Source organism: Candidatus Uhrbacteria bacterium, from assembly GCA_016699205.1.
Classification (GTDB): Bacteria; Patescibacteriota; Patescibacteriia; order 2-12-FULL-60-25; family 2-12-FULL-60-25; genus CAIXDN01.
Genome location: CP064964.1, coordinates 16,954 through 29,633 on the forward strand (window position 1 = coordinate 16,954; position 12,680 = coordinate 29,633).

Annotated in this window: 18 protein-coding genes; 10 read left to right on the top strand and 8 right to left on the bottom strand. The window is 51.8% G+C overall.

What is annotated here, in order from left to right; all coding sequences use genetic code 11:
- Positions 1-5: 5 nt before the first annotated feature.
- Both IPH19_00090 and rplU read left to right on the top strand, forming a co-directional pair.
- Entirely contained in the window at positions 6-560 is a 555-nt protein-coding gene (locus IPH19_00090; protein QQR60862.1) for a DUF192 domain-containing protein, read from the top strand.
- A 72-nt stretch (positions 561-632) separates the two neighbouring features.
- The gene (rplU, locus tag IPH19_00095) at positions 633-935 is read left to right on the top strand and encodes a 50S ribosomal protein L21 (protein QQR60863.1); all 303 of its coding nucleotides are present in this window, start codon (positions 633-635) and stop codon (positions 933-935) included.
- On the opposite strand, the gene recR is transcribed toward rplU, so the two are convergent.
- Genes recR through dnaB form a run of 3 tightly spaced genes read right to left on the bottom strand, consistent with a single transcriptional unit; the run spans position 932 to position 3,333 of the window.
- Positions 932-1,528: a recombination protein RecR gene (recR, locus tag IPH19_00100; GenBank protein ID QQR60864.1), complete on the bottom strand. Its 597-nt coding sequence runs from the start codon at positions 1,526-1,528 to the stop codon at positions 932-934. The genes rplU and recR overlap by 4 nt on opposite strands.
- A 5-nt stretch (positions 1,529-1,533) precedes the next feature.
- Positions 1,534-1,842, bottom strand: coding sequence for a YbaB/EbfC family nucleoid-associated protein (locus IPH19_00105; protein QQR60865.1), 309 nt, complete (start codon positions 1,840-1,842; stop codon positions 1,534-1,536).
- Positions 1,843-1,857: 15 nt separating this feature from the next.
- Entirely contained in the window at positions 1,858-3,333 is a 1,476-nt protein-coding gene (gene dnaB, locus IPH19_00110) for a replicative DNA helicase (protein QQR60866.1), read from the bottom strand.
- Positions 3,334-3,461: 128 nt separating this feature from the next.
- Between dnaB and IPH19_00115 the strand changes: the two genes are divergently transcribed.
- Together IPH19_00115 and IPH19_00120 are read left to right on the top strand one after the other, a co-directional pair.
- Positions 3,462-4,604, top strand: a complete 1,143-nt coding sequence (locus tag IPH19_00115; GenBank protein ID QQR60867.1) for a hypothetical protein — start codon at positions 3,462-3,464, stop codon at positions 4,602-4,604.
- On the top strand, positions 4,601-5,080 hold the full coding sequence (locus tag IPH19_00120; protein QQR60868.1) for a hypothetical protein: 480 nt from the start codon (positions 4,601-4,603) through the stop codon (positions 5,078-5,080). The genes IPH19_00115 and IPH19_00120 overlap by 4 nt, the downstream gene beginning before the upstream one ends.
- On the opposite strand, the gene IPH19_00125 is transcribed toward IPH19_00120, so the two are convergent.
- Positions 4,998-5,798 (bottom strand): bifunctional 5,10-methylenetetrahydrofolate dehydrogenase/5,10-methenyltetrahydrofolate cyclohydrolase, encoded by an 801-nt coding sequence (locus tag IPH19_00125; protein QQR60869.1) that lies wholly within the window; start codon positions 5,796-5,798, stop codon positions 4,998-5,000. The genes IPH19_00120 and IPH19_00125 overlap by 83 nt on opposite strands.
- 56 nt (positions 5,799-5,854) lie before the next feature.
- The gene (locus IPH19_00130) at positions 5,855-6,340 is read right to left on the bottom strand and encodes a hypothetical protein (protein ID QQR60870.1); all 486 of its coding nucleotides are present in this window, start codon (positions 6,338-6,340) and stop codon (positions 5,855-5,857) included.
- A gap of 87 nt (positions 6,341-6,427) precedes the next feature.
- Here IPH19_00130 and uppS point away from each other — a divergent pair, with 87 nt between their 5' ends.
- On the top strand, positions 6,428-7,126 hold the full coding sequence (gene uppS, locus IPH19_00135; protein QQR60871.1) for a di-trans,poly-cis-decaprenylcistransferase: 699 nt from the start codon (positions 6,428-6,430) through the stop codon (positions 7,124-7,126).
- 41 nt (positions 7,127-7,167) lie between these two features.
- On the opposite strand, the gene IPH19_00140 is transcribed toward uppS, so the two are convergent.
- Both IPH19_00140 and IPH19_00145 read right to left on the bottom strand, forming a co-directional pair.
- Positions 7,168-7,392, bottom strand: coding sequence for a hypothetical protein (locus IPH19_00140; GenBank protein ID QQR60872.1), 225 nt, complete (start codon positions 7,390-7,392; stop codon positions 7,168-7,170).
- Positions 7,392-7,706 (bottom strand): hypothetical protein, encoded by a 315-nt coding sequence (locus IPH19_00145; GenBank protein ID QQR60873.1) that lies wholly within the window; start codon positions 7,704-7,706, stop codon positions 7,392-7,394. The genes IPH19_00140 and IPH19_00145 overlap by 1 nt, the downstream gene beginning before the upstream one ends.
- Before the next feature lie 115 nt (positions 7,707-7,821).
- Here IPH19_00145 and IPH19_00150 point away from each other — a divergent pair, with 115 nt between their 5' ends.
- Positions 7,822-9,459: a CTP synthase gene (locus IPH19_00150; protein QQR60874.1), complete on the top strand. Its 1,638-nt coding sequence runs from the start codon at positions 7,822-7,824 to the stop codon at positions 9,457-9,459.
- Between the two features lie 29 nt (positions 9,460-9,488).
- On the opposite strand, the gene rpmA is transcribed toward IPH19_00150, so the two are convergent.
- Positions 9,489-9,788, bottom strand: a complete 300-nt coding sequence (gene rpmA, locus IPH19_00155; protein ID QQR60875.1) for a 50S ribosomal protein L27 — start codon at positions 9,786-9,788, stop codon at positions 9,489-9,491.
- 106 nt (positions 9,789-9,894) lie between these two features.
- Between rpmA and IPH19_00160 the strand changes: the two genes are divergently transcribed.
- From IPH19_00160 to ftsW, 4 genes are read left to right on the top strand one after another with little or no spacing between them, the layout of a single operon-like run.
- Complete coding sequence (locus IPH19_00160; GenBank protein QQR61347.1) at positions 9,895-10,122, top strand: NifU family protein; 228 nt, start codon at positions 9,895-9,897, stop codon at positions 10,120-10,122.
- Between the two features lie 8 nt (positions 10,123-10,130).
- Positions 10,131-10,508, top strand: coding sequence for a hypothetical protein (locus tag IPH19_00165; GenBank protein ID QQR60876.1), 378 nt, complete (start codon positions 10,131-10,133; stop codon positions 10,506-10,508).
- A complete protein-coding gene (gene mraY, locus IPH19_00170; GenBank protein ID QQR60877.1) occupies positions 10,505-11,557 on the top strand; it encodes a phospho-N-acetylmuramoyl-pentapeptide-transferase in 1,053 nt (350 codons plus the stop codon). The genes IPH19_00165 and mraY overlap by 4 nt, the downstream gene beginning before the upstream one ends.
- A 4-nt stretch (positions 11,558-11,561) precedes the next feature.
- Positions 11,562-12,680: a putative lipid II flippase FtsW gene (gene ftsW / locus IPH19_00175; protein QQR60878.1), complete on the top strand. Its 1,119-nt coding sequence runs from the start codon at positions 11,562-11,564 to the stop codon at positions 12,678-12,680.

Genomic DNA, 12,680 nt, shown 5'->3' on the forward strand with positions numbered 1-12,680 from the left:
CCTATATGGGTTCATGGAGTTTTAATCTCTGGAAAGTGATCATCATCTTGTTTTGTATCGGGGCTTTTGTTGTATCGGTAATCGGTTTTTCTTTTAAAGATTTTTTTATCAATGCTCTGCAAGAGGGCCGTCATTTTGTAGAGAATGATTATACGGTTTCGTATCGTTACAATGAGGAGGAGGGAAGCCGCTGGACGTTTTTGAAGAAGATCGAGCTTAACGGGATGGAATTGCGATATGAGACGGTTGATGATGAAACCGGGATTCAGCAGGGTTTGTCTGGGCGTTTATCGATGGCGGATGATGAAGGTTTGTTGTTCAAGATGCCCACGGAAGATATTCACGTGTTTTGGATGTATCGGATGAATTTTCCAATCGACATGATTTGGCTCCGGGATGGGGTTGTTGTTGAAATCGCGGCAGACATGCCACCGCCTTCGGAAACAGGAGGAATTCCCAAAGTTCATACGCCTGCAGAGTCGGCGGATATGGTTTTGGAGCTTACGGCTGGGGGAGCTAGGAGATATGGGTTGAGGGTGGGGGATAAGGTCGATTTTTAGCCAAAAAATGGTAAGTCCGATGGGTTGACAGGTTATCGAGACTCCGCTAAGCTACGCCCATTCTCAAATACTATGAATGCTGTAATCAAAGCCGGTGGCAAGCAGTATATCGTCAAAGAAGGCGATATCTTGAGCATCGAGAAGTTGGAAGCCCAGCCGGGTGAGACCGTTTCTTTTGAAGCGTTGCTTACTTTTGAGGGCGATAAAGTGAATGTCGGCACCCCGACGATTGCCGGCAAGGTTTCTGGCGAAGTTGTCGCTCATGGCCGCTCGCAGAAGATCAGTGTCGTGAAGTACAAGGCTAAGAGCCGCTACACGCGCCGCACCGGACACCGTCAGCATTTCACCAAGGTAAAGATCACAAAAATCGCCTAACGGCGATTTTTTAGTGCATCGGAGAGGGTGTGGGCATCGGCGTATTCTAGGGCGGCGCCGGTTGGGAGGCCTCGGGCGAGGCGGGTTACTTTGATTTGAAGCGGTTCAAGCTGTTTTCCTATGTAGAGACATGTGACATCGCCTGGGACGTCGGCATCGAGGGCGAGAATGACTTCTGTGATCGTAGGTGTCGATTTGAGACGCGAGACAAGCTGGGTGATGGTGAGGGTATCTGGCGTGCGGCCTTCAATTGGATCGAGCGTGCCACCGAGGACATGATATCGACCTTTGAAGACGCCGGTCTCTTCTACGGATTGGACATCCGGTGAAGTAGCGACGACGCAGATAATGGATTGATCACGAGACGGATCGGAGCAAACGGAGCATGGGGAGCGATCTGACCATTGGCCGCAAGTCTCGCATGTGCGGATGCGGTCCGCGAGACTTTGGAGGGAGCGCGCAAAGCGTTCCACGACTTCTCGCGGCTGCGTTACGAGAAAGTAGGCATAACGCAAAGCCGCCCGGGGTCCGACACCGGGAAGGCTGTCGAACGCCGCGGCGGCGTTCTGGATTGGGTCAGGAAGCTGCGCCATCGGTTTTATTTCATGAGGTCGCCCATCTCGTTGGCCAAGTCGAGGCCGCCGGTTTCTTTGAGCTTCTTGGCCATGACGGTCTGAATCTTTTTGACGGCGTCGTTGGTGGCATCGCGGAGCAGCTCTTGGAGTTTCTCGCGATTATCCATGAGGGATGGGTCGATCGTGACATTCAGAACTTGCTGATTGCCGTTCATTTTTACCTTTACCTTGCCCCAACCGGCTTCACCTTCTGCCGACTCTTTGCCGAGCATGTCCTGAATAACCTTGGCTTTATCTTTGAGATCCTTGAATTGTTTGAGTTTGGAGAACATAGGAGTTTGGATAGTTTAGAACGGAACGCCGGAGCCGACCATGGGGGAGCCTGGCGGGAGCTGTCCTCCGCTTGGGGCGGCGGCGAGCGGAGCGCCAGTTGGCGGCGGGGGGAGCGGAGCGCCGCCCATGTTGGCGCGTGAGAGGTTGCGGAAGCTGGCACGCGGACCGTCAAAGAAGAGTTTGACCAAGCCGGTCGGGCCATTACGATGTTTGGCGATGTGAATTTCTGCGAGGTTCTGTTCTTCTGGAGAGATTTCTTCCGGGCGGTAGTTTTTGTCGGCGGCTTTACGGTAAATAAACATGACGACGTCGGCGTCCTGCTCAATGGAGCCTGATTCACGCAAGTGGGCGAGACGCGGGATAGCTGGTTTCTGTAATTCTACGGAACGGGCGAGCTGAGACAGGGCGAGGACGGGAATATTTAATTCACGAGCAATGGTTTTGAGACCACGTGTGATTTCTGCAACTTCCTGCACGCGGTTGGAGTCGGCGGACTTGGAGCGGCTTTCCATGAGCTGCAAGTAGTCGATCACGAGCATACCAAGGCCGTGTTCCATCTGGAGTCGGCGGGCCTTGGTGCGGATTTCCATGATGTTGGCCGAGGCGGAGTCGTCGATAAAAATTGGCGCTTCGGAAAGAACGCCCAGAGCGTGGCCAATGCGTTCAAAGTCGCTGTGCTCGCCGCCTTCATTGAGTTTTCCGGTACGCATACGGCCCAAATCGACGTTGGCCTCGGAACAGATCATACGATCGACAAGCTGTTCCTTGGACATTTCCAAAGAGAAGATGCCGACAGGAATGCGCGCTTTTGTGGCGGCTAAGCGGGCGATATCGAGAGCGAAAGCGGTTTTTCCACAAGAAGGACGCGCGGCCAAGATGACCAAGTCGCTTCTTTGCAGGCCGCCGAGGATGGCGTCCAGGTCGGTATAGCCGGTGGCGATGCCGCGGAGTTTGCCTTTCTCGCGGTGTAATTCATCGATGCGTTCAAAGGCGTCGGAGAGAACGTCGCGGATCGGGGTAAAGGAACGTTTTAAGAATTTCTGCGAAACATTGAAAAGTTTGCTTTCGGCTTGGTCGAGCAAAACAGCAACGTCTTCCGCCTGATCGTATCCGAGCGCGGTGATTTCTCCGGCGGCCTGAAGCAGGCGACGCATGGTCGCTTTCTTTTGGATGATTTCTCCGTAGTGAACGACGTGGCTGGCGGTTGGAACGGCGTTGGCGAGGCTGATGAGTTCTGCGCGGCCGCCAATCTGCTCGAGTTCACCCTTTTCCTGAAGACGGTTTCCGAGCGAGAGAAGATCGATCGGATCGGACTTGCGGTACAGGTCGATCATCGCCTCGTAGATGCGGCGATGCTTGTCGTTATAAAAATCGTCCGGCTGCAACATGTCCGCCACCTTGATGATGGCGTCTTTGTCGAGAAGCAGGGAGCCTAAAAATGACTGTTCCGCCTCCAGGTTTTGCGGGGTTAGTCGCTCAAGCTGGGACATATCGGGGTTACCTTACGGCCTGCTCGACGTGTACGCAAGATAAGAAAAAGTGCCGAGTATACTGGTGTTTTACGACGCAAGATAAGGGTTTAAAGGGAATCGGCAAAAATCATGTATAATATCGATTAATGAACAGTCGTGCTCGTTTTATATTGATGGCGGTGCTGACCATGGTCGGAACGATCATTGGCGCTGGAATTTTTGCGCTGCCTGCGGCCTTTGCGGCTGTTGGTTTTTGGCCGGGAACGGCGTTGTTTTGGATTTTGGCATTGGCGAGCGGTATTACGCATGTGTTGTTTGCCGGTTTGCTTCTGCATGAACGTCAACGCATGCGGTTGACGGGTTTGGTTGCGCGGCGTTTGGACCCGTTTTTTCATACAGTGGCCCAGATAACGTATCCGCTGCAGCTCATTGCCTCTATCTTTGCGTATGTCGTTCTAGGCGGAGAGTTTTTTTCTGTTTTAGCGCGTGCGGCAGGATTGAATATCCCGGTTGGTTTTTGGCAGATGGTTTTTTGGGTTGGCGGGGGAGTCACGATTCTTTTTGGATTGAAAGCCGTCGCCCGGATCAATACAATCGCGACAAGTGCAAAAATGGCAGCGTTGCTTTTGGCGGTCGTGATCGCTTGGCCTTTGGTTGATGCTGGTTTTGTTCGAGCGGGAAGCTGGGTAGGATGGTTTTTGCCTTTTGGTATTTTTCTTTACGCCCTTTCGGGATTGTCATCGGTGGGGGAGGCGGTTGAGATTGTTCGACGCAACAAAAAAGATGCATTTTGGGCCGTGGCGATCGGTTCCGGTGTGTCGGCACTGCTTTCTTGGTTGTTTGGCGTATCGATTTTCTTGGCGGCTCGCGGATATCCGCTGAGAACGATTCCCGATATTGTTTCTGTTTTGCCGAGCGGCTGGGCGCTTTTGATTCCGTTCCTTGGGCTACTTTCTGTTATGACTGCCTATTTGAATATGGCAGAGGATTTGAAGGAGACATTGGACTTGGACTTCAAGTTGAATGCGAGGCAGGCAACTGCGATCGCGCTCGGTCTCCCGCTTTTAATGCTTTTGGTGTTCTCGCGGGATTTCTTGGGAACGATCGGGTTTATCGGATCGGTATTTGTCGGTTTGAACGGATTGATGGTGTGTGCGATGGCGTTTAAGGCGTATGAAAAAGAACGGCGCGCATCGACGCGGCTTCTGGGCTTATTTATTATCGTTTTGCTTACGGGGACCTATCTCTTTGGTATGATTCAGCGTATTCTATTTCGTGAAACGCTATGAACAAACATATTTTGATGCGGTCATTGTTCTGGCTCATTCCGCGCCACATGGTTCTGACGGTATTGCTTTATTTTATTCCGTGGATCGAGTGGACGCCGTTACCGGACCTTTCTGTCGGCTTATCGTATGTTTACCATGTTAGTATTACCTATCTTTTTGCGCGATGGACATTTGGGCGTCATGTGCCTCGTTGGATTGATGCGGCTGCCGTAAGCGCGGTGTTTATCGTGTTTGGGACTCTGCTCGAGATCGCGATTGTTGCGTGGAGAACGGGTGCAAATCTTAAAATCGTCGGCCTCAGCTATAACTGGCATAGCTTGGCGATTTTGGGCGTGTATATTTTGGCTGTTTTTGCCGCGGCTTGGCGCGTACGCCACAAGCAGAAAAAAGAGATTAACGAAGTTTTGCCAATCGAAGGACGTTCTTCAGTAACAACGCCACCGTCATCGGACCAACTCCCCCCGGCACAGGCGTAAGCCAGCAATCGGTATTGCGGATGGATTCGATATCAAAGTCGCCGTAGGTTTTTCCATTTTCACGCGTTGTTCCAACATCGATCAAAACGGCGCCGTTCTTTAGGAGTGCGGCAGGAAGAAAAAGCGGACGTCCAATCGCCGAGATAACAAGCTCGGCTTCTTCCAATAGCGTTTTGTTGATGTCGTCCGGGCGCATGATATCGACGGAGACGCCGCCAATCGTCAGGAGTTTTTCTAGCGGTTTGGCAAAGATGTCCGAGTTGGCGATGATCACGCCTTGGCTGCCCGGAAGTTTAAGCGGCGTCTCATTGATCAAGAGCAAAATACCTTCATGTAAAGGTGAGACGAGATTTGGATTGTTGGGATGGAAGCCGTCCGCGTCTTTCTCGATGGCGATATGCTTGATTAAGGCATCGGTATCAAAGCCGGATGGGAGGGGGAGCTGGATGAGGATGCCGTCGACGGCATCGTCGGCGTTCCAGGCGTCGATCAATGCCTCGAGTTCTAATTGGGTGGAGTCGATACCGCGCTGATCGACGATCACGTCTACGCCAGCTTCTTTGCCGGCCGTTTGTTTGAGATCGACGTAGAGGCGTGAAGCAGCGTCATCGCCGACGAGAAGCACATTTAAGCGTGGGTGCCGGCCAAAGGCAGACACTTCTTGCGCGATTTCTTGACGGATTTTGACCGCGAGAGCTTTGCCATCAATGAGATGCATGGGGCGCAGAATAAACGAAATTCCCCGCCTCGTCGAGTGGAGGCGGGGAATGAGGGTCAGGGGGCTAGGGCCTTTGCGACCAAGGGTGCGAATCCGCCCTTTGGGGCGTGGATGATTGTGCCTTGGAGGGCGTGCATGGTGACGATGGAACGGCGTCGTTTGGATCGGCGACAGCCGTAACTGCGAGACAAGACGTGGATGGTGTCGACCTGTGCCGGATCAAAGAGCCGGAACAGGGAGACGAGGCGTTGGTTGGGATCACGGTTCCACGTCGTCCAGCCGAGGAGATTCTCTTCTCGGTCGACGAGGTAGATCACCTCTTTGCGAACCATGATAGGACCGCATTGGCGCTTGATATCCGGCAGGAGGCTGAAGATGCTTGGGATTGTGCGCAGCAGAATCATGTGGTCGGCGTACCAGACTTGGTAGCTTTCTGCGATGGAGATCGCGCGATCGGTCGGGGCGCTCCAGTAGAACTCAAAGGCTTCGCGCTCAAGGAACGAGTAGCGTGCGCGAACCCGATGGTACGGGGGATGCGGCATGTTTCCTCCTTGGCGATTCTAGACTGACAGAATCGAGCTTGCGGGACAAGTTGACGAGTCGTTTTCTTTTGGCTATTCTTGGCCATTATGTCCCAAACAGAACTGGCTGGTCCGAGACATCTTGCGATGATCATGGATGGCAATCGCCGATGGGCCAAGGAAAAGGGCTTGCCGAGCGTCGAGGGGCACCGTGCCGGGTACGAAACAATGAAGAAAGTCGGGGATTGGTGCTTGGAACGAAGCGTCGAGATTTTGACGGTCTATGCATTCTCGACCGAGAACTGGAAGCGTAGTGAAACGGAAGTCGGATTTTTGATGACGCTGCTTGAGCACGCCCTCGACAAAGAGTTGGATTATTTTATTTCGCGTAAAATCAAGCTGCGGATTTTGGGACGCCGCGAGGGATTCAAACCGCGTATTCTTGAGTTGATCGACAAGGCGCAGGAAGCGACCAAAGATTTTGATGCAATGACGTTTGCGATCTGTTTGAACTATGGCGGACGCACGGAATTGGTTGATGCGGTGAAGGAAATCGTGGCGGAAGGCATGCAACCTGAAGCGATCGATGAATTATCGATTTCAAAACGTTTGTACTGGCCCAACATGCCTGATCCGGACATGATTGTGCGTACGAGTGGCGAGGAACGTTTGAGTGGATTCCTTTTGTGGCAGAGCGCGTATAGTGAGTTTTACTGGCTGAAAAAGAATTGGCCCGCGATTGACGAGAAAGATATCGACGTGATCATCGAGGAATACAAGACGAGACAGAGACGGTACGGAAAATAAAAATGCGAAAGCCCCGCGCCAGATCGACGCGAGGCTTTGTTTCAGAGAAAGATGACGAGAACGCTGGCTTTGCCGTCTTTGTCGATGAACTCCAGCTTGCCGTTGTTGCTCTTGTGTTCTTTTGCCAGCGTAAGAGCGAGATTGATCGCTCGACGCACGGTTTCGGCGGTGGAGGCGGAATCGATGAGCGCTCCGAGCTCTTCTATCTGTGCGATGACCTTTGGGGATGCTTCAATCTGCAAACGCTTCCGGGATTTCTCGGTCATCACGAACCATCCTTGAAGATGCGTTCAGTGCGTTCGAAGATCTGGATCCCGAATACTATGATGGGCGTTACGACCTCTAGATATTTCCCAGCTCGCCTCGCATTGAGTAGCCACTCGTAGACACGTAGTGCGTCTTCGATGAGCTGCGCGTTCGTCTCCTGTCCGCCAAGAGCGCGGATTTCGTCGAGACGCCTCTTTGCTTCTTCTGAGAAGTCGAGGCGGACTCGTACATACTTACGCGGCGGGGTTCGGTACGTTTGATCCACGAGGCGGAGATGGTTGCGGCGAACGGGTGTTCGATTTTTGCGACGCATTTTTCCTCCTGCGTTGTATTTGCTATCAAATTTTGTTCGCTTTGTCAACAGTGCTCGGTATCTCCCTTGACCCATCTTTTGGTTTGGATGCATGAGGTGTATTCTGAAATATCGTATGCCAAAGCGACGCACATTTGTTTTCATTGCCGGAGGCGTTATGTCCGGTGTCGGTAAAGGAGTCGCGTCCGCATCGTTGGGCGCGATTTTAAAAGCCAGAGGGTTGAAGGTGATGGCGGTGAAGATCGATCCGTACATTAATGTCGATGCGGGAACAATGAATCCTGTTGAACATGGCGAGGTCTTTGTGACGCGCGATGGCGATGAGACAGATCAGGATATTGGAAATTATGAACGCTTTCTTGATGAAGACATCTTGAAGGTGAATTACATGACAACGGGCCGAGTATATTTGTCGGTTATTCAGCGGGAACGTGCGCTCGGATACGGTGGAAAGACGGTCGAAGTTGTGCCGCATGTGCCGCAGGAAGTTATTGGTCGAATTCAAGCTGCGGCCAAGCATCATGATGCGGATGTCACGATTATCGAGATTGGCGGGACGGTGGGCGAGTACCAGAACGTTTTGTTTCTTGAAGCGGCGCGCATGATGCAGATTGCGACACCGAATGATGTTTTGGTTGGTTTGGTGAGCTATTTTCCAGTTCCAGGCGCATTAGGAGAGATGAAAACCAAGCCGACGCAATACGCGGTGCGTACGCTTAACTCTGCTGGTATTCAGCCGGATTTCATCATCGGACGATCAACGCATCCGATCGATGAACCTCGCAAAAAGAAATTGGCGATTCAATGCTCTGTTGGACCTGATGATATTTTTAGCGCGCCTGATGTTAGGTCGGTTTATGAAGTGCCACAGGTTATGGAGCGAGAGGGGTTGGGCATGCAAGTTGTGAAGAAGCTGAAGCTGCGCGCCAAGAAGCCGGATTTGCGGTATTGGAAAAAATTGGTTGCGAGCATTGAGCAATCCCAGAAGCCGGTGCGTATCGGCATTGTGGGTAAGTATGCGGCGAGCGGGGAGTTTAATTTGAGCGATGCCTATATCTCCGTGCTTGAGTCGGTGAAGCATGCGGCATGGTCGATAGGACGGAAGCCGGAGATTGTTTGGTTGGATGCAGGGGATTTGGAAAATGGGAAGCGGAAAATCGAGGGGATTAAGCAGCTCAAGAAACTCGATGGAATTCTTGTTCCAGGCGGATTTGGGAGTCGTGGAGTCGAAGGAAAGATTTTTGCCGCGCAGTATGCACGTGAACATAAGATTCCGTATTTGGGATTGTGTTACGGGATGCAATTGGCTTGCGTCGAGTTTGCTCGACATGTGCTGCATCATAAGGGTGCGAATACGACGGAGATCGATCCGCAGACGACGCACCCGGTTATCCATCTCATGAATGAGCAGGAGGAGAAGATGAAGAATAAGTCTTATGGCGGATCGATGCGTTTGGGATCTTATCTTTGTCGACTGAAGGCGGGATCGATGGCAAGGAAGCTTTATGGAGAGTCCGCGATCGAGGAGCGACATCGCCATCGATATGAGTTTAATTCGGATTATCGCAAATCATTTGAAGCAAAGGGAATGATGATTAGCGGAGAATCGCCGGACGGAACGCTTGCGGAGATTGTCGAATTGAAGAAGCATCCGTTTTTTATGGGGACGCAGGCGCATCCGGAATTCCTGTCGCGGCCGTTTAAGCCGCATCCGTTGTTTCTCGGGTTTGTGAAAGCGGCAAGTAAGAAATAAAAAAACTCCCCGACGAGCGGGGAGATTTTTTATTTGGCTTCTGCTTTGGCTTCGGCCGGGATCACGTTGGCAAACTTGGCGAGTTTGAAGTGTCCGGTGTAGCGGCGCATGCGCTTGTTGGTAAATTTGACGATACCAGGAGCGGCGGCGAAAAGGGTGTCATCCTTGCCCTTCATAACGTTCAAGCCGGCGCGAATAACGCTGCCACGCTGGCGAACGATAATATTACCGGTTTTTACATATTCACCGGCGTACTTCTTAACACCCAGGCGCTGACCCTGGGAATCGCGGCCGTAACTTGTAGAACCGCCAGCCTTTTTATGTGCCATAAATCAAAATTGGGAGATGGGCGCTAGGTTACGCGAAGTCTGGTGACTTGTCAAGCGGGTGATTATGCGTTAAATTCTGCTTTATATGGGCAAAAATCGCGAGGAAATGAAGTCGGAGATCGAGGAGGTCTTGAATGTGGTGCGCGGCAGCCTTGCGATGCATGGAGGCAATGTGGAGTTGATCGACGCGGATCCGGAGACGGGAAAAGTACAGGTTCGGTTCCAGGGGGCGTGTGTCGGATGCCCTATGTCGGAAATGACGTTTAAAGCCGGTATTGAAGAGACCTTGCTTGAGATGCTTCCGGACGTAAAAGAGGTCGAGCAGGTCGTCTAACCCTTGTCATGACATTCAGCGCATGGCTCTTTTCCGCTAAACTTGCCTGGGGCAAGCCGTGGATGCGTTGGCTTTCCCTCGGAGCTATTGCGTTACCGATCTTGGTCGGAACGGCTTACATCTTGCAGGTGCTGCCATCGGCCCAGAGCCGCGGAAGTCTTGTTTACCATTATAATATTTATCTTGGTATCGATGACGTACGCACTTGGGTCTGGGCGCTTGTTCTGCCGATTGTCTGGCTTCTCTTTACGCTCGCCGATATTCTTGTCGCTTACGGAATGTACCGTACCGACTCGCATGTCTCGGCAGCTCTTGTTTCTTTTGCCCTCGCCTGGAGTCTTCCCTGGGCCGGTGCTCTTTTCTATCTTTCATTGTTTAACGTATGATCGCTGATTTGATACAGGTTGCGCGTCCGCTCGGCATGACGGCATTGGCATTTGCGATTTCCGCGATCGCGATGCCTGGCCTTATTCGCTTGCTCAAACATTTCAAGATGGGCAAGCAAATCCGCGACGCGGCATCGGCTCCTGTCATGGCTGCCAAGCACGCCGCAAAAGCCGGAACGCCGACCATGGGTGGAATCGTGATTTGGGCGACGGTTTTGTTGATCGTTTTTGCTTTTGCTTTTGGATGCAAGCTGTTTCCCGGAACATGGCTATGTGATGCGAACTTTCTTTCACGTGGACAAACTTGGTTGCCGCTTGGCTTGATGGCGTTAGCTGCGATTGTCGGTTTGGTTGATGATTACCTTAATATTCGCCGACTAGGTGGTGGAAAAGGCGGCGGTTTGCGCATGCGCTATCGCATTTTGTCGTATGCGCTTGTGGCAGTGCTTGGAGCCTGGTGGTTTTACACGCGCTTGGGTTGGGATCAACTTCACGTTCCATTTGTCGGAACGTATGACATCGGTTTGTGGTATGTGCCGTTTTTTATCCTTGTTGTTGTATCGACCTCATTTTCTGTTAATGAAATTGATGGACTTGATGGATTGGCCGGGGGAACGTTGTTTGCGTCTTTTGGAGCCTATGCCGTGATCGCTTGGTCTCAGGGTCGTTTTGATCTTGCGACCTTGTGTGCGGCTATTATCGGCGCGTTGATCGGATTCCTTTGGTTCAATATCAATCCGGCTGATGTGTTTATGGGCGATACGGGCGCGATGTCGCTTGGAACCGTGCTCGCTGTTGTTGCATTGATGACCAATCAGCCGCTGCTGCTGCTTGTGATTGGTTTGCCCTTTGTGATCGAGAGCTTGTCTGTGATCATTCAGATTACGAGCAAGAAATTGCGCGGTAAGAAAGTCTTTTTGTCGGCACCGATTCATCATCACTTGGAAGCGATTGGATGGAGCGAGCCGAGAATCGTGATGCGTTTTTGGATGATTTCGTTTGTGCTGGCCGGACTTGGAATCGTGCTTGCGCTTATCGATTCTATCTAAAATCATGAAGTACACGCTCCGACAACGCCTGCTCGCCCTCGACCCGGTTCTTGTCGGACTGGTTTTGGGTTTGACGGTGCTCGGGCTTGCGGTGCTTATGTCAGCGACGGGGCCTGTGGCGTTTCAGCGCTACGATGACTCGTTGTTTTTTGTGAAGCGCCAGATTCTTCAAGGCGTGCTTCCGGGAATGACATTGTTCTTGCTGTTTGCCTTTATCGATTATCGTATTTGGAAGCGTTTGGCATTTCCGGCATTGGTTGCGTCATTTGGCTTACTGCTTTTGCCATATGTTCCCGGAATTGGTGTCGAGGTTGGAGGTTCGCATAGCTGGGCGACGATAGCCGGTTTGCGTTTTCAGCCGTCGGAAATCGTGAAATTTTCATTCCTGATTTATTTGGCAGCGTGGTTTGCAGGGCGTACGCCGGAACGGATGCGCGATTGGCATGAGCTTGTGCCATTTGCCGGAGCGCTTGGCGGCGTTTGTCTGATGTTGGTAGCGCAGCCAGATACGGGAACGACGGCTGTTATCGCGGTGATGTCATTGTTCATGTATGTGTACTCCGGTGCTCCGATGGTTTGGTTTATCGGTATGTCGGCTGCAGGCGCTGCAGTGATTACGATGTTGATCAAGCTTTCTCCTTATCGTGCAGCGCGTTTCATGACGTTTTTGCATCCGGAGCTGGATCCAAAAGGTATTGGCTATCATATCAACCAAGCTATTTTGGCGGTTGGCTCCGGGGGATTTCTTGGTTTGGGTTTTGGAAAGTCGCGTCAAAAATTTTTGTACCTGCCAGAAGTCGAGGCTGACTCGATCTTTGCCGTGATGGCTGAGGAGCTTGGATTCTTTCTTACATTGCTCGTGCTCATGCTATTTGTCGCTTTTGTGTGGCGATGTTTTGTGATCTCTCGTAAATCAAGAGATCGCTTTGGTTCCTTGCTTGCTGCCGGATTTGGATGTTGGATTGGGATACAGGCTTGGATGAATATCGCTTCCATGATCGGGCTTATGCCGATTACGGGTGTTACATTGCCATTTATTTCACATGGAGGTACTTCTTTAACGATTTTGCTTGCCGCTGCCGGGTTGGTTGCTGGGATTCCGCGTGCTGAACGTGAACTATAA